The following is a 24,931-nucleotide window of genomic DNA, read 5'->3' as shown; positions in this document are numbered from 1 at the left end:
ACACAAGTCACCTGCGCACACTGTCAAAGATCAATCACTTGCGATCCGTTTCTCGAATCGCCCCGAAGCATTTCGCCCCGGGTGAGCCGCACATTCTACATCGATCTTCCACCTCGTCAACACCTTCGCGAAATGTTTTTTCGCTTCGTCGATGTTGCCGAGCGATGACCGGCTGCGGCGGGGGGCGAATACTAGGCAGCGCCCCCAACTTTGGCAAGCAATTTCTGAAATTTTTTCCTGCGGGCGGCTAAGCCACTGTCGGCAAAGGGTGCGGTGCGCTCGACGACGGCGGTGCCGCTCATCCGTGCTTGAGCAGCACGCGCGCGAAGCTCCGCTTGCCGACCTGCAGCACGCCCTCGAAGCCCGGCTCGAAGACCCGCTGGGCGTCCTCGACGACCACCGCGTCGATCCGCACCGCTCGCTCCTTGAGCTTGCGGCTCGCTTCGGAATTGCTGGAGGTCAGTCCGGCGGCGGTCAGCAGCGCCGCAAGACGCAGCCCTTCGGCCGGCACGACGATCTCGCTCAGCGGCAGGAGCGAGGTGTCGCCCTCGCCTCGTACCACCGCATGCCAGCCGGCAATGGCCTGCTCGGCCGCGGCTGCATTGTGGAAGCGCGCCGCCAGCTCGCGCGCAAGACGCAGCTTGGCGTCACGCGGATTGAGCACACCGCTCGCGATGTCGGCCTTCATGCGCTCGAGTTCCTGCATCGACACGTCGAAGCTCAGCAACTCGAACCAGCGCCACATCAACTCGTCGCCGATCTTCATCGTCTTGGTGACGATGTCGATCGCCGGCTCGTTGATGCCGATGTAGTTACCGAGCGACTTGGACATCTTGTTGACGCCGTCCAGGCCCTCCAGCAGCGGCATGGTCAACACGATCTGCGGCGGCTGGCCGTGGTGCTCCTGCAGCGCGCGGCCCATCAACAGGTTGAACTTCTGGTCGGTGCCGCCGAGTTCGACATCGCACTTGAGGGCCACCGAGTCGTAGCCCTGCACCAGTGGATAGAGGAACTCGTGGATTGCGATAGGCTGCTGCGCCGCGTAGCGTTTGGCGAAGTCGTCGCGCTCGAGCATGCGCGCCACCGTATGCTGCGCGGCCAGCTTGATCATGTCGGCCGCACCCATCTGGCCGAACCACTCGGAATTGAAGCGCACCTCGGTGTGTTCCCGGTCGAGCACCTTGAACACCTGGGCGGCATAGGTCTCGGCGTTGGCAAGCACGTCCTCGCGGGTGAGCGGCTTGCGGGTGACGTTCTTGCCGGTGGGGTCGCCGATCATCCCGGTGAAGTCGCCGATCAGGAAGATCACCTGGTGCCCGAGGTCCTGGAACTGGCGCATCTTGTTGAGCAGCACGGTATGCCCGAGGTGCAGGTCCGGCGCCGTGGGATCGAAACCGGCCTTGATACGCAGAGGGCGGCCCGCCTTGAGTCGCTGCTCCAGCTCCTCGCGCTTGATGATTTCGTCCGCGCCGCGCGCGATGGTGGCCAGCACCTGCTCCAGGTCGTTCATGCATTCCTCGAAATTAGTTGCCTAGGCAGTCGCTGCGACGACCGCTTTCACATCGGTGAAGTTAATTGTGAGTTAACGCAAATCCATACGCAAATCATTGATGGAAAAGGCGTTGACGCTGTTTACACATGACCGTTATGGTACCCGCCGGTCGTACATGTATCAGCGGAGTTACACATTATGGGTGAGGGGTTGCAGATGGCGCACGCGGCGCGCAAGCAAGCCATCCGTCGCAAGGCGCAGCGCAGGCACTCCCACTTCTACGAACGCTGTTCGCACTGGTCCTTCAGCCGCCACGGGGAGGCGGAGCCGATCCGCTGGCACCGCGAGCGCTGGGTGCTGGCGGGCACGGCGTTGCTGATCACCCTGCTGTCTGGCTTCATTCTTCCGGCGTGGGCTTCGGCGATGCGTACGCCACCCTCGCCGATGGCGCACACGCTGCTTCCGCTTGCGCTGCCGAAGGCGTCGCCGGTCACCACGCAGTCGCCCACCGTCGAGGACTGGCAGCGCGTGCAGGTGCAGCCAGGCCAGACACTCTCGGACATCTTCGCCAGCCTGGGCCTGGGCATGTCGGACCTGCAGCGGGTGATGGATTCGGCCGGCAGCGCGACGGCCTCGCTGCACAGCATCCGACCCGGGCAGGAATTTGATTTTCTTCTGGCCAGCGATGGCAGCTTGAGCGGCATCCGCTTCGATCGCGACCAGGCCAACCGGGCGATGATCCGCTTCGACGACCACGGCGCCAAGCTCACGCTGCAGCCGCGCGACATGGACAAGCGTGAGCACGTCGCCCACGGCATGATCGACAGCTCGCTGTACGCCGCCGGCGCCCGGGCAGGCATGAGCGCCGGAATGGTCGGCAAGCTCGCCGACCTGTTCAAGTACGACATCGATTTCGTGCAGGACCTGCGCGTGGGCGACAGCTTCACCGTCATCTACGACGATATCTATCGCGACGGCAGCTATTACGCCGAAGGCGACATCGTCGCCGCAGAGTTTGTCAACCAGGGGCATCGCTACACGGCCTATCGCTTCAAGAAGGCCGATGGCAGCCTGGGCTGGTTCAGCGAAGACGGCCGGCCGATCCAGAAGTCGTTCCTGCGCATCCCGGTCGACTTCACCCGCATCTCCTCGCAGTTCAGCGCCGGCCGCATGCATCCGATCCTCGGCCGCATGCGCGCGCACAAGGGCGTGGATTACGCCGCCCCCACCGGCACGCCGATCCATGCTGCCGGCGACGGCGTGATCAAGTACCGCGGCTGGATGAACGGCTACGGCAACTTCGTGATCATCCAGCACAACGGCACCATCAGCACCGCGTACGGCCATATGTCGCGCTTTGCCGCCGGTGAGCGCATTGGCCAGCACGTGCGCCAAGGCCAGGTGATCGGCTATGTCGGCATGACCGGCCTGGCTACCGGTCCGCACCTGCATTACGAATTCCGCGTCAACGGCGTGCAGCGCAATCCGCAGACCGTCACGTTGCCTAAGCCCGAGCCGCTGCCGGCCGCGCAACTGGCGCAGTTCAAGTCGCAGGTGGTCGCGCCGCAGCTGGCCCGGCTCAAGCAGCTGGACGAGAACGTCAAGTTGGCGAAGGTCGAAAGCCGCCGACACAGCGACAACTGATCGATCGTGGCAAATGCCGGTTCGCTGTACCTCGGCCTGATCTCCGGCACCAGCGCCGATGGCATCGACGCCGCGCTGGTGTCCTTTGATACTGGCACGCCGCGCCTGCTGGGCGGCCTGACCCATCCCTGGCCCGAGCCGCTACGGCGGGAACTGCTCGCAGTGACGCAGGGCGAGACAACGATCGACCTGGATCGGCTCGGCCAGCTCGACGTTGCCCTTGCCCACGGCTTCGCCGAGGCCGCCATGCGCCTGCTGCACGAGACCGGAGTGTCGCCTCACGCCGTCGCCGCAATCGGTTCGCATGGACAGACGATGCGGCATCGTCCCGGCGGCAGCCATCCCTTCACCATGCAGCTGGGCGACCCCAGCGTGATCGCCGAGCGCTGCGGCATCGACGTGGCTGCAGACTTCCGTCGCGCGGATGTTGCCGCCGGCGGCCAGGGCGCGCCCCTGCTGCCGGCGATGCACGCGATGCTGCTGGCCGAGGCCGGACATAGTCGCGTCGTGCTGAATCTGGGCGGCATCGCCAACCTCACGCTGCTGGCGGCGGATGGACGGGTTTCAGGGTTCGACACCGGCCCGGCCAACGGCCTGATGGATGCGTGGTGCCAGCGCCACCGCGGCGAGTCGTACGACCGTGACGGCGCGTTCGCGGCGAGCGGCAAAGTTGACGCGGGCCTGTTGCATCGCCTGCTCGATGACGAGTACTTCGCCCAGCCGCCGCCCAAGAGCACCGGCCGCGAGCACTTTCACCTCGCCTGGCTGCAGGCATGCATGGGCGGCGACCTGCTCGATCCGGCCGACGTGCAGGCTACCTTGCTCGAGCTCACCGCGCGCAGCGTGGCCGACGCCATCGCTCGGCACGCGCCGGAGGCCGACCTCGTGCTCGCGTGCGGCGGGGGCGTGCACAACGCGGCGCTGATGGTGCGGCTGGCCGCCCTGCTGGCGCCGGTCACGTTGACCAGCACGGCCGAGTACGGCGTGGATCCGGATTATCTCGAAGCGATGGCGTTCGCCTGGCTCGCCCGGCAACGGCTGCTCGGCCTGCCTGGCAACCTGCCGGCGGTCACCGGTGCACGCGGTCCGCGTGTGCTGGGTGCCGTCTACCCGGCACCGCGCTAGAAGCGATCGCCGGGACGCTCTGCTGGGTCGCCGAGGGTCTCTTCGGGCGGCGCCACCAGCTGACTGGACGGCGCCACGGACAGTGCCTGCACCGCCTCGTGAAACGCGGCCCGCTCGGCCGCGTCCCAGTGTCCGCTGAGCACGACGGTGTCGGTATCGAGCATGGTTTCGGCAAACGGCTGTGCGCCCTCGGCCAGGCCCAGGCCGTGCTTGAGTGCATGCAGCACGACGTCATTGATCGACCAGCGCCGATCCTTGGCGAGCGTCTTGATGCGCTCGGCCATGACATTGTCGATATGGCGTACAACGAGATCCGGCACGGCGCCACTCCACCTCACGCATGCCCCTGTGGGCCGAATGGTGGCACAAAGGCACTAACGCGAACCACGCGGCACCCCGTGTGATTGCGACCTAGCGCACGTCGAAGCCACGGGTGCGGAAGCGCGCGCGCACCAGCACGAACAGCAGCACCGCCGGTGCGATACCCAGCACGGTGATCACGAAGAAACCGCCGTAACCCACCGCCATGGCGATGCCGCCGGCGAAGAAGCCCAGCACCTTGCCGGGCAGATTCACCAGTGAACTGAGCAACGCATACTGGGTAGCCGTGTGTTCCCGGTTCACCAGCGACGACAGGAAGGCCACCGTGGGCGGCCCCAGCATGCCCAGGGTGAGGTTCTCGCCGGAGATCACCAGCGTGAGCATCAGCACGCTGCCCTGGTGCTGCATCAACAGCAGGTAGAGCAGGTTGCTGGCGCCGCACAGCACGATCATCACCGCCAGCGAGCGCCACGCACCCCAGCGCGCCACCATGGCGCCACCGATGAACACGCCGACGATGCCGATCCAGATGCCGTAGATCTTGGTGATCGCGCCGATCTGCGTCTTGGTGAAGCCCATGTCCCGATAGAACGGCCCCATCACCCCGCCGATGGTGGCCTGCTCGGGCATCTTGAACAGCAAGATGAAGGCCAGCGTCAGCAGCGCCAGCACCACGCCATAGCGGCGGAAGAAATCGACGAAGGGATCGATCACTCCCAGCCGCATGGCATCGCGCCAGCGCCCGGGCGCGCGACGCAGCACCTCCGGCTCCCGCGCGGCCAGCGTCATCGCTATCGGTGGCAGCATGCAGGCGGCCATACCCACGTAGATCACCGGCCAGTGCATGTGGTCCGCGGCGATCAGCGCCAGCGCACCGGCGGTGAGCAGGCCGATGCGGTAGCCCAGCGAGTAGGTGGCGACCAGCGCACCCTGCGCTTCGATCGGAGCGATCTCGATGCGGTAGGCGTCGATCGCGATGTCCTGGGTCGCGCCGAAGAACGCCACGACCAGCGTCGCGGCGATGAACGGCACCAAGTGCACCGGGGTCAGCCAGGCCATGGCCAGCAGGCCGAGCATCACCGCCATCTGCGCGAACAGCAGCCAGCCGCGCCGCTGCCCCAGCCGCACGAAGCCGGGCAGACGCCAATGGTCGAGCAATGGCGCCCACAGAAATTTCAGCGCATAGGTCATGCCGGCGCTGGCGATCATGGTGATCTCCGACAGCACCACGCCGTGCTCTTTCAGCCAGTACGACAGCGTGCCGGCGACCAGCAGGAACGGCAGGCCCGAGGAGAACCCGAACACCGCCATCGTCCACGCCGCCGGCTGCGCGAAGGCGCGCCAGATCGACGGGCGCGCGGCGGCGACGTCGGCCACCGCCGGCTCAGTCGGCATAGTCGACTGTGTAGGGCGCGTGGTCGGAGAAGCGCTGCTCGCGGTAGATCGCGCAGTCGTGCAGCCGCTCGCGCAGCGATGGCGAGAGGATCTGGTAGTCGATGCGCCAACCCACGTCGTTCTCGCGCGCGCGGCCGCGGTTGGACCACCAGGTGTAGTCCTCACCCTCGGGCTTGAGCGTGCGATAGCTGTCCACCCAGCCGCGTTCGACCAGACCGTTGAGCCAGGCGCGCTCTTCCGGCAGGCAGCCGGAGTTCTTCTGGTTGGACTTCCAGTTCTTGATGTCCTTCTCGCTGCGCACGATGTTCCAGTCGCCGCAGATCACGTACTGGCGGTCGCTCTTCAGCCAAGCGTCGAAGATCGGTTCGATCCAGTCCATCGCGCGGAACTTGAACTGCTGGCGCTCCTCGCCGGACGAACCGGACGGAAAGTACAACGACACCACCGACAGCTTGCCGAAGCGCGCCTCGATGTAGCGCCCCTCGTTGTCGAATTCGTCCCAGCCCAGCTCGGTGAGCACCGCATCCGGCTCGCGCTTGGCGTAGATCGCCACGCCGCTGTAGCCCTTCTTGCTGGTGGCATCGCGGTAGAAGCAGTGGTGGCCGTCCGGACGGAACATCGCGTCGGTCAGCTGGTCTTCCTGCGCCTTGGTCTCCTGCAGGCAGACCACGTCGGCATGCTGCGCTCGCAACCAGTCGAACACGCCCTTGGTGGCGGCCGAACGGATGCCGTTGGCGTTGAGGCTGATGATGCGCATGCAATCTCCTGCGGGTCGGGCGTGGGGCAATGCGCCATCATATCAACCGTGCCTGACGTCCCCGCCCTTTCCGTGGTTTCCATTGATCGTGTGCCGCGCCCGGCGCTGCTGGACCTGCGCGTGGCGCCGTCGCAGCAGCGCTTCGTCGGCCGGGTGGTCGACCTGCTCGCCGATGCGCAGAGCCGGCCGAGCGCCGACCCGCTCGCCTTCGTGCTGGGAGAGCAGGCGATCGGCCTGTGCTGTATCGAGCGCGCGCCGCGGACGATCGCACCGATCGACTTCGATGCGTCGACGGTCGGGCTGCGCGGCTTTTTCATCGATGCGCGCTGGCAAGGTCGTGGGCTGGGCCGCCGCGCGCTCGCCGCGCTGCTCGACAACCTGGCGCAGCGCCATCCGGCGGCGCGCTGCGTGGTGCTCAGCGTGGACGAGGACAACGCCGTGGCGCTCGCGCTGTACCGCCAGGCCGGCTTCGTCGACGGCGCGCGGCGCTACCATGGCGCATCGGCCGGACGGCAGCAGTGTCTGCTGCTGCGTCAGCTCGCCGGCGCCACCCTTTCCTGACTTTTGCGAGATTGCCCGTGTACGACTACCAGCGCGACTTCATCGAACTGACCCTGCAGCGCGAGGTGCTGCGCTTCGGCGAGTTCACCCTCAAGTCCGGCCGGATCAGCCCGTATTTCTTCAACATGGGGCGGATCGATTCCGGCGCCGCGTTGGCCCAACTCGGGCGTGCCTACGCCGCCGCGGTCGAAGCCTCGGGCATCGCCGTGGACATGCTGTTCGGCCCTGCCTACAAGGGCATTGCGCTGGCCGCCGCCACGGCCATCGCACTGGCCGATCACCACGGTCGCGACCTGCCCTGGGCCTACAACCGCAAGGAGGCCAAGGATCACGGCGAGGGCGGCAACCTGGTCGGCGCGCCGCTCAAGGGCCGCGTGCTGATCGTCGACGACGTGATGACCGCCGGCACCGCGGTACGTGAATCACTCGCGCTGATCCGCGCCGCCGGTGCCGAGCCGGCCGGCGTGCTGATCGCGCTGGACCGGCAGGAGCGCGGCCAGGGTGAACGTTCCGCCGCGCAGGAAGTGACCGCCGACTACGGCATCCCGGTGATCGCGATCACCCGGCTGGACGACGTGCTGGCCTACGCCGGCGAGCAGCCGGCGCTGGCCGCGGAACACGCCCGACTGCTGGCCTATCGCGAACGCTACGGCGTGGCCGGCTGACGCCCTGTTCAGGCGGGGTCGCCGACCCTGTCACAACGCGGATCGACCGCCGTGGCGGCGGCACACGGGGCGCTGCCGCTCGTGGCTATACTCCCGCAAGGAGGGAGTTCATGCGCAAGGCAATCATCATCATCACCGCCATCGGCGTCGGCTTCGGCGGGCTCGCCCAGGCGCGCCAGGCCAGCACGGCCAGTAGCGTGCAGTACCGCTGGCGCGATGCGCAGGGCCTGGCGCACTACAGCGACAGCCTGTCGTCCGACGCCATCGCCAACGGCTACGACGTGGTGAACAGCCAGGGCCTGGTGATGCGCCACGTCGATCGCCCGCTCTCGCCAGCCGAGCGCGTTGCCGCGAAGAAGCTGGCGGACGAGGCGGCGGCACGCAAGCGCGAGGACGAACAGCGCCAGCGCGAGGACCAGCAGATGCTGGCCGCCTACCCGGACGAAGCCAGCTTCGTGGCGGCGCAGAAGGACGAGCTCAGCAGCATCGACCAGCAGATCACCACCACCCGCGCGAGCCTGGGCACCCAGGAAAAAGCGCTGACCGACCTGCTCGACCGCGCCGGCGAACTGGAGCGCGCCAAGCAGCCGGTGCCGAAGTTCCTGTCCGACAAGATCACCGCCCAGCGCGACGTGGTCGGCGCGCAACGCGCGATGCTGGACCGCCTGCAGGCGTCCTACGTGAACACCCAGCTGAAGAACGAATCCCAACTCGCCCACTACCGCCAGCTCAAGGCGCAATTGCAGCAGACCGACGGCAACCCCGAGCCGTAAGCACGAGTCACCGCCGGCCAGCGCTGGCGGCTAGAACGGCAGCTTGAGCTTCGGATTCACCATGAACAGCTGTTCGCGGAACACCTGCTGGATGCGCTTGAGCGCAGTGGGGTTGTCCGCGTCGAAACGCAGCACCAGCACCGGCGTGGTATTCGACGCGCGTACCAGGCCCCAGCCGTCGGCCCAGTCCGCGCGCACGCCGTCGATGGTCACCAGCGTCGCATCCGGGAAGCTGGCCTTTTCGCGAAACGCCTGCATGAAGCGCTGGTTCTCGCCTTCGGCCAGCTCGATCTTCAGCTCCGGCGTCGACACGCCCTTCGGGCAGGTGGCGAAGATCTCCTCCGGCGTGCGCCCGTCCAGGTCGCCGGCGAGGATCTCCAGCAGGCGCGCGGCCGCGTAGAGTCCGTCGTCGAAGCCGTACCAGCGCTCCTTGAAGAAGAAGTGCCCGCTCATCTCGCCGGCCAGCTCGGCGCCGGTCTCGCGCATCTTGGCCTTGATCAGCGAATGGCCGGTGCGCCACATCAGCGGGCTGCCGCCGGCGTCGAGGATCTGCCCCTTGAGGTGGCCGGTGCATTTGACGTCGTAGATGATCGTGGCGCCGGGCTGGCGCGCCAGTACGTCGCGGGCGAACAACATCAGCGTGCGGTCGGGGTAGATGATCTCGCCATCGCGGGTCACCACGCCCAGCCGATCGCCGTCGCCGTCGAAGGCAAGTCCGAGGTCGGCGCCGGTCTGCTTCACCGCCAGGATCAGATCCTGCAGGTTGTCCGGATCGGACGGGTCGGGATGGTGGTTGGGGAAGGTGCCGTCGACGTCGCAGTACAGCGGGATCACCTGGCAACCGATGCTCTCCAGCACCTGCGGCGCCACCGCGCCGGGGATGCCGTTGCCGCAGTCGACCACCACCTTCAACGCGCGCTCGGCCTGCACGTCCGAAGCGATGCGCTCGATGTAGTCCGGCACTACGTCGACGCTGCGCTGGGCGCCATGGCCATCGTCGGGCAGGCCGCCGGCGGCGATGCGCCGGTACAGGTCCTGGATCGCCTCCTCCGCCAGCGTCTCGCCGCCGACCACGATCTTGAAGCCGTTGTAGTCGGGCGGGTTGTGGCTGCCGGTGACGGCCACGCCGCAGCCGGTGTTGAACCGGTAGGTGGCGAAATAGATCACTGGGGTGGGCGCCGCACCGATGTCGATCACGTCCACGCCGGCCGCGCGCAGGCCCTCGGCCAGGCCGCCGGCGAGTTCCGGACCGGACTGGCGACCATCGCGCCCCACCACGATCTCGCGCAGGCTCTTCTCCACCATCAGCGCGCCGATCGACTGGCCCAGCAGCCGGGCCACCTGGCGATTGAGGTTCTTGCCGACCACGCCGCGCACGTCGTAGGCGCGGAAGATGCCCGGATCGACTGTCGCCGAGGGCAGCGCCTCGGGCGCCGGCGGCGGTGTCGCGCGCGGCGGCGGTGCCGGGCGCTCGCGCTGCCGCACCACCGGCGGTAGCGGCACCTCTTCCTCTTCCCGCACCGCGATGGCGCGCTCGCGGCCGCGGCCGGCCAGCCGCAGCAGGTACACGCCACCAGCCAGGCCGAGCAGGCTGAGCAAGGCCGCCAGCGGCCAGACGTGCGGCAGGATGATGAACGCCTCCGGCAGCGCCGCGCCCACGCTGAAGGCGCTGTGCGGAATGGCCGCAGCGCGGTCTTCGAGCTGCGCGGACGGATCGCCGTGCGAGAGCAGGCTCAATGCGCTGCGATCATCACCCTGGCGCAGGTCCAGGCGACCGCTGGCTGGCGAGATCGCGTCGAAGGCCTGCTGCACCGGCGTGAACGGTAACTCGACCCAGGCCCACGCCGCTGGTCGGATACCGTTGCCCATCGGCATCGCGAAGGACACTCGCCGGTCGCTGCCGACGTAGACGGTCTGCGCCACCGCTGGCCCCGTCTCATTCTGCGCGGCCATCAGTTGCGCCGCCTTGCCATACCCGAAATCGCGGTAGTTCGCGTGCAGCACCTCGTCCATCCCGGCGCTGTAGAACGCCACGTCCAGCACCCGCGGCAGCTTGGCCCGCACCGCAGCGGCGGCGGTCACCGGATCGGTCAGCACGGCGGCCGGATCGAGCCCGTCCAGTGCCGCGCGCACTGCGCGACGCTCGCGATCGAGCTCGGCGGTGATCGCGCGCACGGTGTCTTCCTGGGCGCGGTGCACACGGTCATTGGCGTGGCCTTCGTCGGCAATCAGCCAGGTTTGCCAGGCGGCAAACAGGCCCAGCAGCAGTAGCAGCGTGCCCGCGGTAAACGGCAGCAGACGCCGCCAGTCTGGCGTGGCGCGCACGCGGTTCCTTCCCCAACTCAAGCCCATGCCTGCCCCCGCAGATCAGTTGATACCGGTCGACCCGAACCCGCCCTGCCCCCGCTCAGACGGTGCGAACTCCGCCACTACCGACAGCCGCGGTGTCCCCACCGGCACCAGCAGCAGTTGCGCGATGCGATCACCCACCCCGATCGTGACGTCCGCGTTGCCGCGGTTCCAGCATGAGATCATCAGCGGCCCCTGGTAGTCCGCGTCGATCACACCCACCAGGTTACCCATCACCAGGCCCTGCTTGTGGCCCAGGCCCGAGCGCGGAACGATCAGTGCGCACCAACCCGGGTCGCCGATATGGATGGCGAAGCCGCTGGGCACCAGCGCGGTGGCGCCGGGGGCGAGCGTGATCGGCGCCTCGATCGCGGCGCGCAGGTCCATCCCTGCGCTGCCGGCGGTGGCTGGCTCGGGCAAGGCGATGCTGTCGCCCAGGCGCGGATCGAGAATCTTCAGCTGCACGTCGATCATGCGCGGACCTGCTTGAAACGCTCGACCACACACGCGATCAGCTCGCGCGCCAGCTCGGTCTTGCTCGCGCGTGGCAGTTCCTGCGAGCCGTCGGCCCAGTACAGCGTGAGCGCGTTGTCGGCGGTCTCGAAACCCATCCCGCCGCCCACCTGGTTGGCGGCGATCATGTCCAGCTTCTTGCGGCGCAGTTTGTCTTGCGCATAGCTGGCCACGTCGTGCGTCTCGGCCGCGAAGCCGACCAGGAACGGATGCGCCGGCTGCGCCGATAGCGTGGCGAGGATGTCCGGGTTTTCCGCCAGCGTGAGCGTCAGCTCGGCACCGGCCTGCTTCTTGAGCTTGCACGGCGCCACCTGCTGCGGACGGTAATCGCCCACCGCCGCCGCCGCGATATAGATGTCTGCCGTGGCCGCCGCCTCGATCACGGCGGCGTGCATCTGCGCCGCGCTGCGCACGTCCACGCGAGCGGCCACTCCGCTGGGCGTGGGCAGGCTCACCGGACCGGCGACCAGAATCACGTGCGCACCGGCCTGCGCGGCTGCTTCGGCCACGGCGAAGCCCATCTTCCCCGAGCTGCGATTGCCGATGAAGCGCACCGGATCGATGTCTTCGTAGGTCGGACCCGCGCTCACCACCACGCGGCGCCCCGCCAGCGCGCCGCCGCCGAACGAGGCGATCAGCGCGTCGCGTAGTTCCAGCGGCTCGAGCATGCGACCGGAGCCGACGTCGCCGCAGGCCTGCTCGCCCGCGGCCGGGCCCAGCACGGTCACGTCGCGCTCGCGCAGCGTGGCCAGATTCGCCTGCACCGCCGGATGCGCCCACATCTGCTGGTTCATCGCCGGCGCCACCGACAGCGGGGCGGCGCTGGCCAGGCACAGCGTGGTCAGCAGATCGTCGGCCTGGCCGTGGGCGAGGCGGGCCAGCACGTCGGCGCTGGCCGGAGCGACGAGGATGCGCTCGGCCCAGCGCGCCAGCTCGATATGGCCCATCGCGGCCTCGGCCGACTCGTCCCACAGCGACACCCGCACCGGCGCGCCGGAGAGCGCCTGGAACGTGGTCGGGGTGACGAAATGCGTGGCCCCTTCGGTCATCACCACACGCACCTCGGCGCCCACATCGCGCAGGCGACGGACCAGTTCGCAGGACTTGTAGGCGGCGATGCCGCCGGACACGCCCAGCAGGATGCGGCGGTGGGCAAGACTCATGGATGGGCCCGTGGTTTGTTAGGCCCGGTAGCTTACCGGAATCGCCCGTCGCGGCCCGCGCGGGTTGGACGGGCAATCACGGTACGGATCATGCGCGACGGTCTGGCTGACGCTGCGGCCTTACCGGCGCCGCGCGCCGCGCACGCCGACGGGCGACCAGGCGGAAGCCCGACGGCGCAGGCGGCACTCCGCCGATGGGCGCATGGCGGGGTGGCACGCCACGCTTGCCCGCATGAGCATCCGAGAATGGCCCGCCACCGAACGCCCCCGCGAAAAGCTGCTGGCCCGCGGCTGCGCTGCGCTCACCGACGCCGAATTGATCGCCGTGCTGCTGGGCAGCGGCATCCCGGGAGTCGATGCCATCGCCTTGGGCCGGACGCTGCTGCAGGACAGTGGCGGGCTGGCGGCCCTGCTCGGTGCACCGGCGGAGTCGGTGCGCCGACGCGGCATCGGCCCGGCCAAGCGCGCGCGGCTGATCGCCGCGCTCGAACTGGCGCGGCGGGCGCTGGGCGAGCAGCTGCGCGAACGGCCCGCCCTGGGCAGTCCCCGTGACAGCGGGGACTACCTGCGCGCGCAACTGCGCCATCTGCCATACGAGGTGTTCGGCTGCCTGTACCTGGACAACCGTCATCGCGTGCTGGCCTTCGAGGAGCTGTTTCGCGGCACGGTGGACGGCGCCAGCGTGCACCCGCGGGAGGTAGTTCGCGCTTGCCTGAAGCACAACGCCTGCGCGGTGATCTTCGCCCACAACCACCCCAGCGGCGTGGCCGAGCCCAGCGCGGCGGACCGCGCCATCACCCATGAACTGCGCAACGCCCTGCAGCTGGTGGGCGTGCGCGTGCTCGATCACTTGGTGATCGGCTCGGGCGAACCGGTATCGATGGCCGCGCGCGGCCTGATCTAGCCAGCGCCGGGTCGGCTGGCTCCCGCCGGAAAGGCTGGTTCGGAGCGAGCGAGGAAGACGCCGGGCTACCTATCTCCCTGTCCGGCCGCAGCCGTGGCACGCGAATCGGGCTGAGCCGCACAACCGCCAGAACGGCCGCGAAACCCTCGCCCCCGCAAATGCCGGCCGTCAGCGGCCGACACACCAAAAAAAGCGGCGCAGGCTTGCGCCGCGCCGCTCAAGGCCGTTTTTGGGGAGGGTGGAGAACACGGTATCTCCTGGCGCTGGCTTTCCCCGGGGAGGTAAGTCGACCAGACACCGGCGCAGTGTGGCGCTGCCGCATGACAGGGCCATGACGTACATCTGGCGGCCGGGTCCCGCCGATCGGCCCCCGAAGTTATGCACATCGGCGGCACCGCGCGGATTTGCCGACGACAGCTCACACCCTCCTCACCCATGGCATTTAATCGATTGATGTATAAATACTTCTCGTCTTTCACCAACGTGAAATGGGCGTTTCCGGTGCGGACGCAAGGCGCGGGACGAATCTTCCCCACAGAGTTATCCACAGACTTGTTCGTGCGGCGCGTCACGCCGATTCGCCGGGCCGCGTCCGCGGGGGCCTCTGTTAGCATTACCGGTCCTATCGCCTTACCCGACCGCACCCACCCGTGAAAGACCAGCTGCGCGCACTGCTGCTGCAGGCCATCCGCACCCTGCAGAACGACTCCTCTCTCCCGGCCGACCTCGCGATCCCACACCTGGTGATCGAGCACGCGCGCAGCCGCGAGCACGGCGACTTCGCCAGCAACGCGGCGATGCTGCTGGCGAAACCCGCCCGGGCCAAGCCGCGCGAACTGGCCGAGAAGCTGGTGGCCGCGCTGCCGGCCAACACGCTGGTGGCGAAGGTGGAGATCGCCGGCCCCGGCTTCATCAATTTCTTTCTCTCGGCGGAGAGCTACCACGCCGAGGTGCGGCGCATCTTCGCCGAAGGTGACGGCTACGGCCGCAGCACCACCGGCGCAGGCCAGGTGGCGGGCGTGGAGTTCGTCTCGGCCAACCCCACCGGCCCGCTGCACGTGGGCCACGGCCGCAACGCGGTGCTCGGCGACTGCCTGGCGCGCCTGCTCGACGCCACCGGCTGGGCGGTCAAGCGCGAGTTCTACTACAACGACGCCGGCGTGCAGATCCACAACCTGGCCATCTCGGTGCAGGCGCGCGCGCGCGGCCTGAGCCCGGATGACGCCGGCTGGCCCGAGGACGGCTACCGCGGCGACTACATTGCCGACGTGGCCAAGGCCTACCTCGCCGGCGACAGCGTGACGGTGGAAGGCCACACCGTGGTCGGCGCGAAGAATCCGGACGACCTGGACGACATCCGTCAGTTCGCCGTGGCCTACCTGCGCCGCGAGCAGGACCTGGACCTGAAGGCCTTCGGCGTCGGCTTCGACGTGTACTTCCTGGAGTCGTCGCTGTACGCCGACGGCAAGGTGGAGGAGACCGTGCGCGAGCTCATCGCCCACGGCCACACCTACGAGGAAGGCGGCGCGCTGTGGCTGCGCTCCACCGACTACGGTGACGACAAGGACCGCGTGATGCGCAAGTCCGACGGCACCTACACCTACTTCGTGCCGGACGTCGCCTATCACCTCAGCAAATGGCAGCGCGGCTACGTCAACGCGGTAACCGTGCTCGGCTCCGACCACCACGGCTCGCTGGCCCGCGTGAAGGCCGGCCTGCAGGCGCTGGATGCGGGCATCCCGAAGGATTGGCCGCACTACGCGCTGTATCAGATGGTCACCGTGATGAAGGGTGGTCAAGAAGTAAAGCTGGGGAAGCGCGCTGGTGGTTATCTGACCCTTCGTGACCTTATTGACGAGGTCGGCCGCGATGCGACGCGCTACTTCCTGATCGCGCGCAAGAGCGATTCGCAGCTGGTGTTCGACATCGACCTGGCGCGCTCGCAGTCCAACGACAACCCGGTCTACTACATCCAGTACGCACACGCTCGCGTCTGCTCGGTGCTGCGCCAGGCCGGCGAGAAGAGCCTCACCGTCGATCTCGAGCGCGGCCTGCAGCAGCTGGCACGGCTGGACAGCGAGCACGAGCAGATTCTGCTGACCGAGCTGGCGAAGTATCCGGAGGTGGTCGAATCGGCTGCCGCCAACCTCGAGCCGCACCTGCTCGCCGGCTGGCTGCGCGAGCTGGCGAACGCCTTCCACACCTATTACAACGCGCACCAGTTCCTGGTCGACGATGCGGACCTGCGCCACGCGCGTCTGGCGCTGTCGGTGGCCACGCGCCAGGTGCTGAAGAACGGTTTGAACCTGCTGGGCCTGGGCGCCCCGGAGAGCATGTAAATGGCAGCACGCAAGGGCAAGGGCCGACAGGCCGTGCGCAACAAGAGCGGCGGCGTGCCCGGCTGGGCATGGGCGGCGATCGGCATCCTGGTCGGCGTACTGCTGATGGTGGTGCTGATGCGCAAGTCGCTACTGCCGATGGCGCCGACCGGTCCGCAGCCCAACCCGCAGGCCACCGCCCAGCGCGGCAGCGACCCCGGCGCCGTGGCGCCGGGCAACCCGACCAGCGCGCCGAAGAAGCCGCAGTACGACTTCTACTCGCTGCTGTCCGAGCGCGAAGTGCGCATCCCCGACGCAGTGATCAGCGCGCAGGCCAAGGCCGAGCAGCAGAAGCAGCAGCAGGCGCGCGACCAGGCGCTGGCCGCCCAGCAGGCGCAGCAGCAGGCCCAGGCCCAGGCGAATGCGCCGGCGGCGGTGCGCGAAAACGTCACCGCCGCACCGGCTTCGGCCGTGCCGACGCCGGCCGCCGGCAGTGGCTACCTGCTGCAGGTGGGCGCGTTCCCGAATGCCGCCGACGCCGAGAGCCTGAAGGCCCGGCTGGCGCTGCAGGGTTTCGTGGCCAACGTGCAGGCGGTGAACGTGGGCGGGCAGACCTACCACCGCGTGCGGCTCGGCCCGTTCCGTTCGGCCACCGACCTGGAATCGACCAAGCAGCGGCTGGCCTCGGCCGGCATCAACGCGATCGCGCTGAAAGAAGGCCGCTGACCTCCACCCCGCCACGAGCCGCATCCGCATGCACGCCAAGACCGTCCTGATCACCGGCGCCACCTCCGGCTTCGGCGCCGCCACCGTGGAACGCTTCGTCGCCGGCGGCTGGCACGTGGTCGCCACCGGCCGTCGCGCCGAGCGCCTGCAGAAGCTGGTCGACAAGCACGGCGCCGATCGCGTCCACGCGTTGGCCTTCGACATGCGCGACGAGGCCGCGATGCGTACGGCGATCGCCGCCCTGCCCGCCGCGTTCGCCGGCATCGATCTGCTGGTCAACAACGCCGGCCTGGCGCTGGGCACCGCGCCCGCGCAGCAGGCGGACCTGGCGCAGTGGAAGCAGATGATCGACACCAACGTCACCGCGCTTGTGACGATCACCCACCTGCTGCTGCCCACGCTGATCGAACGTCGCGGCGCCATCGTCAACATCAGCTCGATCGCCGGCAGCTATCCGTACAAGGGCGGCAACGTCTACGGCGGCAGCAAAGCCTTCGTCAGCCAGTTCACCCAGAACCTGCGCACCGATCTGCACGGCACCGGCGTGCGCGTGAGCTCAATCGAACCGGGCATGGCCGAGACCGAGTTCACCCTGGTGCGCACCGGTGGCAACCAGGCCGCCTCCGACCAGCTCTACGCGGGCGCGCAGCCGATCACCGCCGAAGACATCGCCGAGTCGATCTGGTGGATCGCCACGCTGCCGCCGCACCTCAACATCAACCGGCTCGAAGTGATGCCGGTGAACCAGTCGGCAGCCGGCCTGCAGGTGCATCGCGAGGCTTGATTCCGCCTGTGGGAGCACCCCGTGCGCGACGTTTTTCTGCCTTTCGTGCCGTAACGGAGAGCGTCGCGCACAGGGTGCGCTCCTATGGGCGATGGACGTCGTGGGTGACGAACGGATGCTCCGGCGTCGGCGCATCGAGCCAGTGCGGGTGCGCCAAGGTGTGGCGCATATCCTCCAGTCCGCTGCGCCAATGCTGGCGCATGCTGCTGGCGCTGAACTCGTAGTCCTTGTAGTGCCCCTCGTACGGCTTGTTGCGGTAGATCAGGTGCACCAGGTTGGTCAGGGCACCGGACGCGCGTGCCTCGGCGCGTCGATAGGCCGGCTCGCTGCGGCGGCCGGGGGGCACCAATTCCATCAGGTCGTGCAGCAGGCGCTGCTGTTCCAGGTCGCGGCGCATGTACTCGGTCACCAGCCGGGTGCGGCTGGAATACTGAATGTCCTTGCTGCGTGCGGCGACCTGGGCGAGGTCGTGTGGCAGCTCGCCCTGCGCGCTCCACAGATCGACCTGGAAGATCAGCGCGTCGTGACAGGGCCGATCCACCAACACTTGATACAGCGGCGTGTTGGAGACCATGCCGCCGTCCCAGTAGTACTCGCCATCGATCTCCACCGCGGGAAACCCCGGCGGCAGCGCGCCGGACGCCATGAAATGCTCGGCGCGCAGCGTCTGCCGGGTGTTGTCGAAGTAGGCGAAGTTGCCGGTGCGCACGTTCACCGCGCCCACCGACACACGCATCGCGCGCGCATCGTTGAGGCGATCGAAATCCACCAGCCGCTCCAGCGTGGCGCGCAGCGGCGCGGTGTCGTACCAGCTTGCCGTGGCCGGACCGCGGCGCCATGGCGCGAACGGCGGCGCGGGCAGCCGCGGCAGGAAGAACCCGGCCTGGCCCTCGAACAGCGTGCGCAGCGCCGCCATGCCGCTCAGCCCGTTCTGCATCGCCAGCGGCCAGCCAAAGCCGTCCAGCGGCGCGGCTGCCAACGGTGCGGAAAGAAACGGCGGCTGGCAGATCGTGTCCCAGAAGGTGCGCAGCTTGGCCACACGCTCCTCAGGCGGGTTGCCGGCGATGATCGCGGCGTTGAGCGCGCCGATCGAGATGCCGGCGATCCAGTGCGGCGCGATGCCCGACTCGGCCAGCGCCTCGAGCACGCCGGCCTGGTAGGCACCCAGCGCACCGCCACCCTGCAGCACCAGCGCCACCGTGGGATAGGTACGCTCGACGCGCGCAGCGAGCGTCTCGTCCGGCGACTGGGCACGCACATCCATCGACCACCTCATCCTGGCTCTCGGCGCGGCGTCGCGCGAGGCGACGCCGGCACCGCGGTTTACTGCATGTACCAGCCGTGGCTGACCACGATGCTCTGCCCGGTCAGCGCCGCTGACGGGAACGTGGCCAGGTAGAGCGCGGTCTGCGCGATGTCCTCGACCGTGGTGAAAGTGCCATCCACGGTGTCCTTGAGCATCACGTTTTTGATCACCTCGTCCTCGCCGATGCCCAGTTCCTTCGCCTGTTCGGGAATCTGCTTTTCCACCAGCGGCGTGCGCACGAACCCCGGGCAGATCACGTGCGAGCGCACGTTGTGTGCCGCGCCTTCCTTCGCCAGCGTGCGAGCCAGGCCGAGCAAGCCGTGCTTGGCGGTGACGTATGGCGCCTTGAGCTTGGACGCCTCGTGCGAATGCACCGAGCCCATGTAGATCACGATGCCGCCGCGGTCGCCCTTGTACATGTGTTGCAGGGCGGCCTTGGTGGTGAGAAAGCCGCCGTCGAGGTGGATCGCCAGCATCTTCTTCCAGTCGGCGAAGGCGAACTGGTCGATCGGGTTGATGATTTGCACGCCAGCGTTGGAAATGAGGATGTCCAGCGCGCCGAAGGCGGCCACTACCTTGTCGGTGCCGGCGTTCACCGCCGCCTCGTCGGTAACGTCCATGGCGATGCCGATCGCCTTGCCGCCCGCCGCGGTGATTTCCGCCGCGGTGGCATCGGCGGCCTGCTGGTTGATGTCGCAGATGGCGACCGCCGCGCCCTCCTTCGCGTACAGCTCGGCGATCGCCTTGCCGAGGCCGCTCGCCGCGCCGGTGATCAACGCGACCTTGCCGTCCAGACTTGCCATGGGGGTACTCCTGTCAGCGGGGAAGATTTTGCAGTGCACCATTGTGCGCCCGGCCGGCACCGCGGGCCAAGTGCGGCGCCGGTCGGAGCTCAGCCCGCGTCGGGAGCGAGGTAGGTGTAAGCGGTGAGGCCCGCGTCGAGGTCGGCGTACAGCGCTTCGCCGGCCGCACCGGCCACGCCTGCGGCGGCGATGCGCTCGCGGTAACGGCTGCGCAGGTCGTCCAGGCTGTAGCCCACGTAATCGAGCATCAGGTCGGTGGTGTCGCCGCGGCGCTTGTGGGCGAACGCGAAGCCATCGCCTTCGGCGCGCACGTTCACCGCGTCGGTGTCGCCGAACAGATTGTGGATGTCGCCTAGCGTCTCCTGGTACGCGCCGACCATGAACAGGCCCAGGCAGTAGCTTTCGCCGGGCTTGAGCGGGTGCAGCGGCAGGCTCACGTCCACGCCCTCGGCATCGACGTAGTGGTCGATGCGACCGTCCGAATCGCAGGTGAGGTCGACGATCACGCCGCGGCGGGTGGGTTCTTCGTTCAAGCGCGCGATCGGGGTGATCGGGAAGATCTGCTCGATCGCCCAGATGTCCGGCACCGACTCGAACACCGAGAAGTTGACGAAGTACTTGTCCACCAGCTTCTCGTCCAGCTCGTCCAGCGCCTGGCGATGGGCGCGCTCTGCCGGCAGCAGGCGCGAGCGCACCGCGTTGGCGATGGCGTAGTACAGCTCGTCCAGCCGCGCGCGGTCGGCCAGCGCCAACTGACCCAGCGCGTACAGCGCCTGGCCTTCGGCGAGGTGATGCTGCGCCTCGTGGTACAGCTCCAGCGGCGGGCGCGCGTCGAGCTCGGCGTGCACTTCGCGCAGGTGGCGCAGCACGGCGGGCTCGTCGGCGCGCGCCGGTTCGATGGCGCCGGCCGGCACGCTCTCCACCTCGCTCACGTCGACCACCAGCACCGCGTGGTGCGCGGTCATCGCGCGGCCGGCCTCGGTCAGGATGTGCGGCGCGTTCAGATCTTCGGCGGCCACCGCCTCGGCCAGCGACTGCACGATGGTCGCCGCGTACTGCTCGATCGAGTAATTGATCGAGTTGTGGCTGCGCGAACGCGAGCCTTCGTAGTCCACGCCCAGGCCGCCGCCGACGTCGACGATCTCCAGCGGCACGCCCATCCGGCTCAGCTCGACGAAGTAGCGCGTGGCCTCGCGCATGCCGTTGGCGATGTCGCGCACGTTGGAGATCTGCGAGCCCATGTGGAAGTGCTGCAGCTTCAGCGTGTGCTTGAGCCCGGCGGCATCCAGCCGCTCGATCAGCGTGAGCACCTGGCTCGGCGACAGGCCGAACTTGCCCTTGTCGCCGCCGGTGTTCTGCCACTTGCCGGCGCCAATGGAAGCCAGCCGCACGCGTACGCCGAGCAGCGGCTCCACGCCCAGCGCCTTGGCCTCGGCGAACACGTGGTCGAGCTCGGAGAGCTTCTCGATCACGATGTGCACGCGCAGGCCGAGCTTGCGGCCGATCAGCGCCAGACGGATGTACTGGCGATCCTTGTAGCCGTTGCAGATCACGATCGAACCGGGCCGCGCCATCGCCAGCACCGCCATCAGCTCGGGCTTGGAGCCGGCCTCCAGGCCGAAGCCCTCGCTGCCGGCGTGCACCAGCTCACTCACCACGCTGTGCTGCTGGTTCACCTTGATCGGATAGATCGCGGTGTAGCCGCCGGCGTACTGCCACTCGCCGATTGCTTTGGCGAACGAGGCCTGCATTTTGGCGAGGCGGTCGGCCAGGATGTCGGGAAAGCGCACCAGCAGCGGCAGCCGCAGGCCCTCGGCGCGCGCCTGCGTGACGATCTGCGGCAGCGACAGCGCGGGGCCGGCGGCGCCGCGCGGGCGCATCACGATCTCGCCGGCGTCGCTGACGTCGACGTAGCCGTCGCTCCAGTGCGGTACGGCGTAAGTGTGGCGGGCAGCGGCGCTGTTCCAGGAACTCGCCATGGACGGTATCTCCTTGTGCAAACGGAACGTAACGTCGCAGCGGCGAGCCTTGACGAGATGCTCGACGAGAGCGCGAAGCCTTGCCGGCCGGAAGCCTCGCACGCCGCGGGGCCGGAAGGGCTTGTCGGAGCGCCGCCGGCCGCAGGGCCGGGGACACCGAATGCGCATTGTAACGGCGCCACGTGACCAAAGTGCGCACGCTGCGCCGGCACGTTCACGGCCGAACTGGCTACAATTGCCGGCCTTTGCCGTCCCCATTCCCGCTCAAGCGCCCCTTTAGGAACACCCGTCATGTCGCAGCAGCCCAGCTGGTTCACCGAAGCCCACCAGGCGTCCGGCTCCTCCATCGGTTATCGCGTGGAGAAACTGCTGCACGCGGAAAAGACGCCGTTCCAGACCATCGAGATCTACCAGACCACCGACTGGGGCAACCTGATGGTGATCGACGGCTGCGTGATGCTAACCAGCCGCGACAACTTCCTCTACCACGAGATGATGACCCACCCGGCGCTGTTCACCCATGCGCGCGCCAAGCGCGTGGTGATCATCGGCGGCGGCGACTGCGGCACGCTGCGCGAGGTGCTCAAGCACGAGGAAGTGGAATCGGCCGTGCAGGTGGAGATCGACGAGCGCGTCACCCGCCTGGCCGAGGAGTACTTCCCCGAGCTGTGCGATGCCAACCACGACCCGCGCGCGCAGCTGCTGTTCATCGACGGCATCAAGTACATGGCCGAGGCCGAGCCCGAATCGCTGGACCTGATCATCGTCGACTCGACCGACCCGGTCGGCCCGGCCGAGGGCCTTTTCAACGCGGCCTTCTACGCCAGCTGCCACAAGGCGCTGCGTCACGGCGGCATCCTGGTGCAGCAGTCGGAGTCGCCGATTGCGCACCTGGAGCTGATCAAGTCGATGCGCGCGGCCATGCGCACGGCCGGCTTCGCGGCGGTGAAGACGTTGCCGTTCCCGCAGCCGTGCTACCCCACCGGCTGGTGGAGCTGCACGATGGCGCGCAAGGGCGGTGACCTGGCTGGCTTCCGCGAGCGCGGCGCGATCAGCAAGGGCTTTGCGACCCGCTACTACAACGCCGACACGCACAAGGCGGCGCTGGCGCAGCCGGAATTCATGCGCGAGGCGCTGGGCGAGTAAGCCACCGCGCCCGCGTCATCCACGAGACCCACGGCGTCCGCGTCGTGGGTTTTTTCTTGGGCGACGCTCAGAACAGGGTCTGACGCACCTTGGGCAGCAGCACGATGATCAGCGTGGCCAGCGGTCCGATCAGCAGCGACAGCAAGAACCACAACAGGCCGCTGCGGTTCTTGCCCTGGGCCAGCCCGGCATTGATCAACGCCAGCGTGCCCCAGCCGGCGAACCAGGGCATGGCCCCGTCGAGATGGTTGAAGGTATCCACATGCCTCTCCGTTGCGCAGCCCGCGCAAGCGCGGCCAAAGACCCTGGATGGTAACAAGCATGTGTGGCGCCTCCCGCCGCCGCGCGCCCCTCGATCAGCCGGGCTTAATGCGCACGCGCTACGCTTGCCGCTTTGCTTGCCCACAGGGAGTCACGCGATGCGAGCACGTCACCGGCCGGTCATGAAGTTGGGCGGCATCAGCCTGGCGCTCGCCTTGGCCGCCTCATCCGCGGCAGCGGCCGACGCGTCCCCCGAGGCGGCGCGGACCCAGGCGCTGCTGGCCTACCAACATGACCTGGTGAGCGTGCTGGCGCCGCGCGCCGATGCAATGCCGCTGCTGGGCGCCGCACTGCTGGCGCGCCCACTGCCCCGGCAGCCGAAGTACAACGATTTCCACACGCTGATCGAGCGCGCCGCGCAGGCCCCCGACAGCACGCCGGCGGTGCAGTGGGCGCGCCTGGTCGATTGCGATACCAAGGCCAAGACCTGCCCCAACGCCGAGGCGCTGCGCGCGCTCACCGACACCGCCGCGGACAACGCCGCAGTGTGGCTGATCAAGCTCGCCGCCGATACCGCGGATAACAAGGGCGACGCCGCGCGCAACGACCTGCACCGGGCCGCCACCGCCAAGCTCTACGACGACTACACCGGCACCGCGCTGAAGGCCCTGGCCAGCACCGCCGGCACCCTGCCCGCGCCGGCGGAGGCGATCGATCCGACCGCATCGGCCGGCCCCTACGGCGTGCAGGTGGTGCTGGTGTATGGCGTGGCCGGGCTGCTGCCGCAGCCGCAGCCGGGCATGCAGGCCGCGGCACGGATGTGCGCCGACGGCAAGGACGACGCCGCGCTGAAGACCGACTGCCTGCAGCTGGCCAAGGTGCTCGAATGGGGCTCCAGCCCGCTGGCGCGCTCGCTCGGCCTGCACCTGCGCGAAACGCTGGCGGACGATCCGGCCGAGCAGGCGGCCGCCCGCACCGAGCGCGCGAATCTGACCTGGCAGGTGCAGAACTTCGCCCAGCTGTCCGACCGCGCACCGCAGGACAAGGCGCTGGCCCAGCACCTGCTGGCGCTGGCACGCAATGGCGGCACCGAGATGAGCCTGGTGCTCGCCGCGCTGCGCGACGCCGGCATCCCGGCCGACGCGCCGGGCGCCGCGGCCGCCAGCGCCACCAGCGCCGCCCCGGCGGCGCAGTAACCGCCCAAGGCGGGTGCGACGATCGTCGCAGCCAGGCGCAAAACCGCATCACCCCGGTTCCCCGGACCGGGTTCTCACAGTAGGCTGTGGCCCACCTACCTGCGGGGAGTCGGCCGATGCTTACGGTGCTGGTGGCAAGCAGCAAAGGTGGATGCGGTAAGAGCACGCTGGTCACGCAGCTGGCATCACACTGGGCCCAGGCCGGCAAGCGCACAGCCATAGTCGATGCCGACCGCCAGCAGTCGAGCTACCGCTGGGCCGCCCGCCGTCCGGACAACGTGCCCGGCGTGCTCGGGCTCGAAGGCGGCCGCAAGGCCCTGCAGAAACTCCCCGCCGACACCGAACGTGCGCTCATCGACACCCCGGCCGGCGTCACCGAGCGCGATCTCGAACCCTATCTCGACAGCGCCGACGTGCTGCTGGTGCCGGTGCTGCCGTCGAGCTTCGACATGGACGCCACGCTGGCCTTCGTGGGCGAACTGGCGCAGATCCCCCGCATCAAGCGCGGCAAGCTGCCGGTGGCGCTGGTGGCCAATCGGCTCAAGCCGTGGACCCACGCCAGCCAGGATGCGGTCGCCCAGCTCGGCGAGCTGGCGCCGTTTCCGATTGCCGGCCAGCTGCGCGACAGCCAGGCTTACGTGCTGCTGGCGGCGCTGGGCAAGGGCATCTTCGATTACCAGTCCGAACAGGTACGCAGCCACCAGGACGACTGGAAGGCGCTGCTGCGCTGGATCAAGCGCGCCCACTGAA

23 protein-coding genes are annotated in these 24,931 nt (G+C 68.5%); 12 read left to right on the top strand and 11 right to left on the bottom strand.

Translation table 11 applies throughout. From position 1 onward, the window contains the following. Positions 1 to 298: 298 nt before the first annotated feature. Positions 299 to 1,510 (bottom strand): tyrosine--tRNA ligase, encoded by a 1,212-nt coding sequence (tyrS, locus tag ACTHJF_RS09420; protein WP_440266876.1) that lies wholly within the window; start codon positions 1,508 to 1,510, stop codon positions 299 to 301. A gap of 180 nt (positions 1,511 to 1,690) precedes the next feature. On the opposite strand from tyrS, the gene ACTHJF_RS09415 reads away from it, so the two are divergent. Next, on the top strand, positions 1,691 to 3,136 hold the full coding sequence (locus ACTHJF_RS09415) for an OapA family protein (protein WP_440266875.1): 1,446 nt from the start codon (positions 1,691 to 1,693) through the stop codon (positions 3,134 to 3,136). A gap of 6 nt (positions 3,137 to 3,142) precedes the next feature. Continuing rightward, positions 3,143 to 4,261 (top strand): anhydro-N-acetylmuramic acid kinase, encoded by a 1,119-nt coding sequence (locus tag ACTHJF_RS09410; RefSeq protein ID WP_440266874.1) that lies wholly within the window; start codon positions 3,143 to 3,145, stop codon positions 4,259 to 4,261. Here ACTHJF_RS09410 and ACTHJF_RS09405 read toward each other — a convergent pair. The 3 genes from ACTHJF_RS09405 to ACTHJF_RS09395 all read right to left on the bottom strand — a co-directional run bounded on the left by ACTHJF_RS09405 (position 4,258) and on the right by ACTHJF_RS09395 (position 6,734). Further along, positions 4,258 to 4,581 carry a hypothetical protein gene (locus ACTHJF_RS09405; protein WP_440266873.1) on the bottom strand — a complete coding sequence of 108 codons (324 nt, stop codon included), beginning with the start codon at positions 4,579 to 4,581 and terminating at the stop codon, positions 4,258 to 4,260. The two genes, ACTHJF_RS09410 and ACTHJF_RS09405, sit on opposite strands and share 4 nt — an antisense overlap. Positions 4,582 to 4,672: 91 nt before the next feature. Then, entirely contained in the window at positions 4,673 to 5,977 is a 1,305-nt protein-coding gene (locus ACTHJF_RS09400) for an AmpG family muropeptide MFS transporter (RefSeq protein WP_440266872.1), read from the bottom strand. Then, on the bottom strand, positions 5,967 to 6,734 hold the full coding sequence (locus ACTHJF_RS09395) for an exodeoxyribonuclease III (protein ID WP_440266871.1): 768 nt from the start codon (positions 6,732 to 6,734) through the stop codon (positions 5,967 to 5,969). The genes ACTHJF_RS09400 and ACTHJF_RS09395 overlap by 11 nt, the downstream gene beginning before the upstream one ends. 48 nt (positions 6,735 to 6,782) lie before the next feature. Here ACTHJF_RS09395 and ACTHJF_RS09390 point away from each other — a divergent pair, with 48 nt between their 5' ends. The 3 genes from ACTHJF_RS09390 (at position 6,783) to ACTHJF_RS09380 (ending at position 8,733) form a co-directional block, all read left to right on the top strand. After that, positions 6,783 to 7,295 (top strand): GNAT family N-acetyltransferase, encoded by a 513-nt coding sequence (locus tag ACTHJF_RS09390; RefSeq protein ID WP_440266870.1) that lies wholly within the window; start codon positions 6,783 to 6,785, stop codon positions 7,293 to 7,295. Positions 7,296 to 7,312: 17 nt separating this feature from the next. Next, positions 7,313 to 7,960 carry an orotate phosphoribosyltransferase gene (gene pyrE, locus ACTHJF_RS09385; protein ID WP_440266869.1) on the top strand — a complete coding sequence of 216 codons (648 nt, stop codon included), beginning with the start codon at positions 7,313 to 7,315 and terminating at the stop codon, positions 7,958 to 7,960. 110 nt (positions 7,961 to 8,070) lie between these two features. Next, a complete protein-coding gene (locus ACTHJF_RS09380; protein ID WP_440266868.1) occupies positions 8,071 to 8,733 on the top strand; it encodes a DUF4124 domain-containing protein in 663 nt (220 codons plus the stop codon). Between the two features lie 30 nt (positions 8,734 to 8,763). Here ACTHJF_RS09380 and ACTHJF_RS09375 read toward each other — a convergent pair whose 3' ends face one another. The 3 genes from ACTHJF_RS09375 to coaBC are packed head-to-tail and all read right to left on the bottom strand — an operon-like array spanning position 8,764 to position 12,758. Then, positions 8,764 to 11,085 (bottom strand): phosphomannomutase/phosphoglucomutase, encoded by a 2,322-nt coding sequence (locus tag ACTHJF_RS09375; protein WP_440266867.1) that lies wholly within the window; start codon positions 11,083 to 11,085, stop codon positions 8,764 to 8,766. A 15-nt stretch (positions 11,086 to 11,100) separates the two neighbouring features. Then, positions 11,101 to 11,556 (bottom strand): dUTP diphosphatase, encoded by a 456-nt coding sequence (dut, locus tag ACTHJF_RS09370; protein WP_440266866.1) that lies wholly within the window; start codon positions 11,554 to 11,556, stop codon positions 11,101 to 11,103. Beyond that, entirely contained in the window at positions 11,553 to 12,758 is a 1,206-nt protein-coding gene (gene coaBC / locus ACTHJF_RS09365; RefSeq protein ID WP_440266865.1) for a bifunctional phosphopantothenoylcysteine decarboxylase/phosphopantothenate--cysteine ligase CoaBC, read from the bottom strand. The genes dut and coaBC overlap by 4 nt, the downstream gene beginning before the upstream one ends. Before the next feature lie 232 nt (positions 12,759 to 12,990). On the opposite strand from coaBC, the gene radC reads away from it, so the two are divergent. The 4 genes from radC (at position 12,991) to ACTHJF_RS09345 (ending at position 17,490) form a co-directional block, all read left to right on the top strand. Next, complete coding sequence (gene radC, locus ACTHJF_RS09360) at positions 12,991 to 13,662, top strand: RadC family protein (protein WP_431635169.1); 672 nt, start codon at positions 12,991 to 12,993, stop codon at positions 13,660 to 13,662. 650 nt (positions 13,663 to 14,312) lie between these two features. After that, positions 14,313 to 16,001, top strand: coding sequence for an arginine--tRNA ligase (gene argS, locus ACTHJF_RS09355; RefSeq protein ID WP_440266864.1), 1,689 nt, complete (start codon positions 14,313 to 14,315; stop codon positions 15,999 to 16,001). Beyond that, complete coding sequence (locus tag ACTHJF_RS09350; protein WP_440266863.1) at positions 16,002 to 16,706, top strand: SPOR domain-containing protein; 705 nt, start codon at positions 16,002 to 16,004, stop codon at positions 16,704 to 16,706. A 28-nt stretch (positions 16,707 to 16,734) separates the two neighbouring features. Next, the gene (locus ACTHJF_RS09345) at positions 16,735 to 17,490 is read left to right on the top strand and encodes an SDR family NAD(P)-dependent oxidoreductase (RefSeq protein ID WP_440266862.1); all 756 of its coding nucleotides are present in this window, start codon (positions 16,735 to 16,737) and stop codon (positions 17,488 to 17,490) included. Positions 17,491 to 17,572: 82 nt separating this feature from the next. Here the strand turns inward: ACTHJF_RS09345 and ACTHJF_RS09340 are convergent, their stop codons facing one another. The 3 genes from ACTHJF_RS09340 to speA form a co-directional block, all read right to left on the bottom strand. After that, the gene (locus ACTHJF_RS09340; RefSeq protein ID WP_440266861.1) at positions 17,573 to 18,754 is read right to left on the bottom strand and encodes a DUF3734 domain-containing protein; all 1,182 of its coding nucleotides are present in this window, start codon (positions 18,752 to 18,754) and stop codon (positions 17,573 to 17,575) included. 59 nt (positions 18,755 to 18,813) lie between these two features. Beyond that, on the bottom strand, positions 18,814 to 19,599 hold the full coding sequence (locus ACTHJF_RS09335) for a 3-hydroxybutyrate dehydrogenase (protein WP_440266860.1): 786 nt from the start codon (positions 19,597 to 19,599) through the stop codon (positions 18,814 to 18,816). A gap of 89 nt (positions 19,600 to 19,688) precedes the next feature. Continuing rightward, positions 19,689 to 21,578 carry a biosynthetic arginine decarboxylase gene (gene speA, locus ACTHJF_RS09330; RefSeq protein ID WP_440266859.1) on the bottom strand — a complete coding sequence of 630 codons (1,890 nt, stop codon included), beginning with the start codon at positions 21,576 to 21,578 and terminating at the stop codon, positions 19,689 to 19,691. Positions 21,579 to 21,869: 291 nt separating this feature from the next. On the opposite strand from speA, the gene speE reads away from it, so the two are divergent. Next, complete coding sequence (gene speE, locus ACTHJF_RS09325; protein ID WP_440258630.1) at positions 21,870 to 22,724, top strand: polyamine aminopropyltransferase; 855 nt, start codon at positions 21,870 to 21,872, stop codon at positions 22,722 to 22,724. 67 nt (positions 22,725 to 22,791) lie between these two features. Here speE and ACTHJF_RS09320 read toward each other — a convergent pair whose 3' ends face one another. Next, positions 22,792 to 22,956: an antitermination protein NusB gene (locus ACTHJF_RS09320; RefSeq protein ID WP_431638207.1), complete on the bottom strand. Its 165-nt coding sequence runs from the start codon at positions 22,954 to 22,956 to the stop codon at positions 22,792 to 22,794. Positions 22,957 to 23,143: 187 nt separating this feature from the next. Here ACTHJF_RS09320 and ACTHJF_RS09315 point away from each other — a divergent pair, with 187 nt between their 5' ends. Next, positions 23,144 to 24,181, top strand: coding sequence for a hypothetical protein (locus ACTHJF_RS09315; protein WP_440266858.1), 1,038 nt, complete (start codon positions 23,144 to 23,146; stop codon positions 24,179 to 24,181). A 116-nt stretch (positions 24,182 to 24,297) separates the two neighbouring features. After that, positions 24,298 to 24,930: a ParA family protein gene (locus ACTHJF_RS09310; protein WP_431635157.1), complete on the top strand. Its 633-nt coding sequence runs from the start codon at positions 24,298 to 24,300 to the stop codon at positions 24,928 to 24,930. Position 24,931: the final 1 nt, after the last annotated feature.

Origin of the sequence: Dyella sp., from assembly GCF_051962475.1 — a bacterium.
Lineage (GTDB): Bacteria > Pseudomonadota > Gammaproteobacteria > Xanthomonadales > Rhodanobacteraceae > Dyella_A.
The sequence above is the reverse complement of the archived record's forward strand: the minus strand, read 5'-3'. Positions and strand labels throughout refer to the sequence as shown.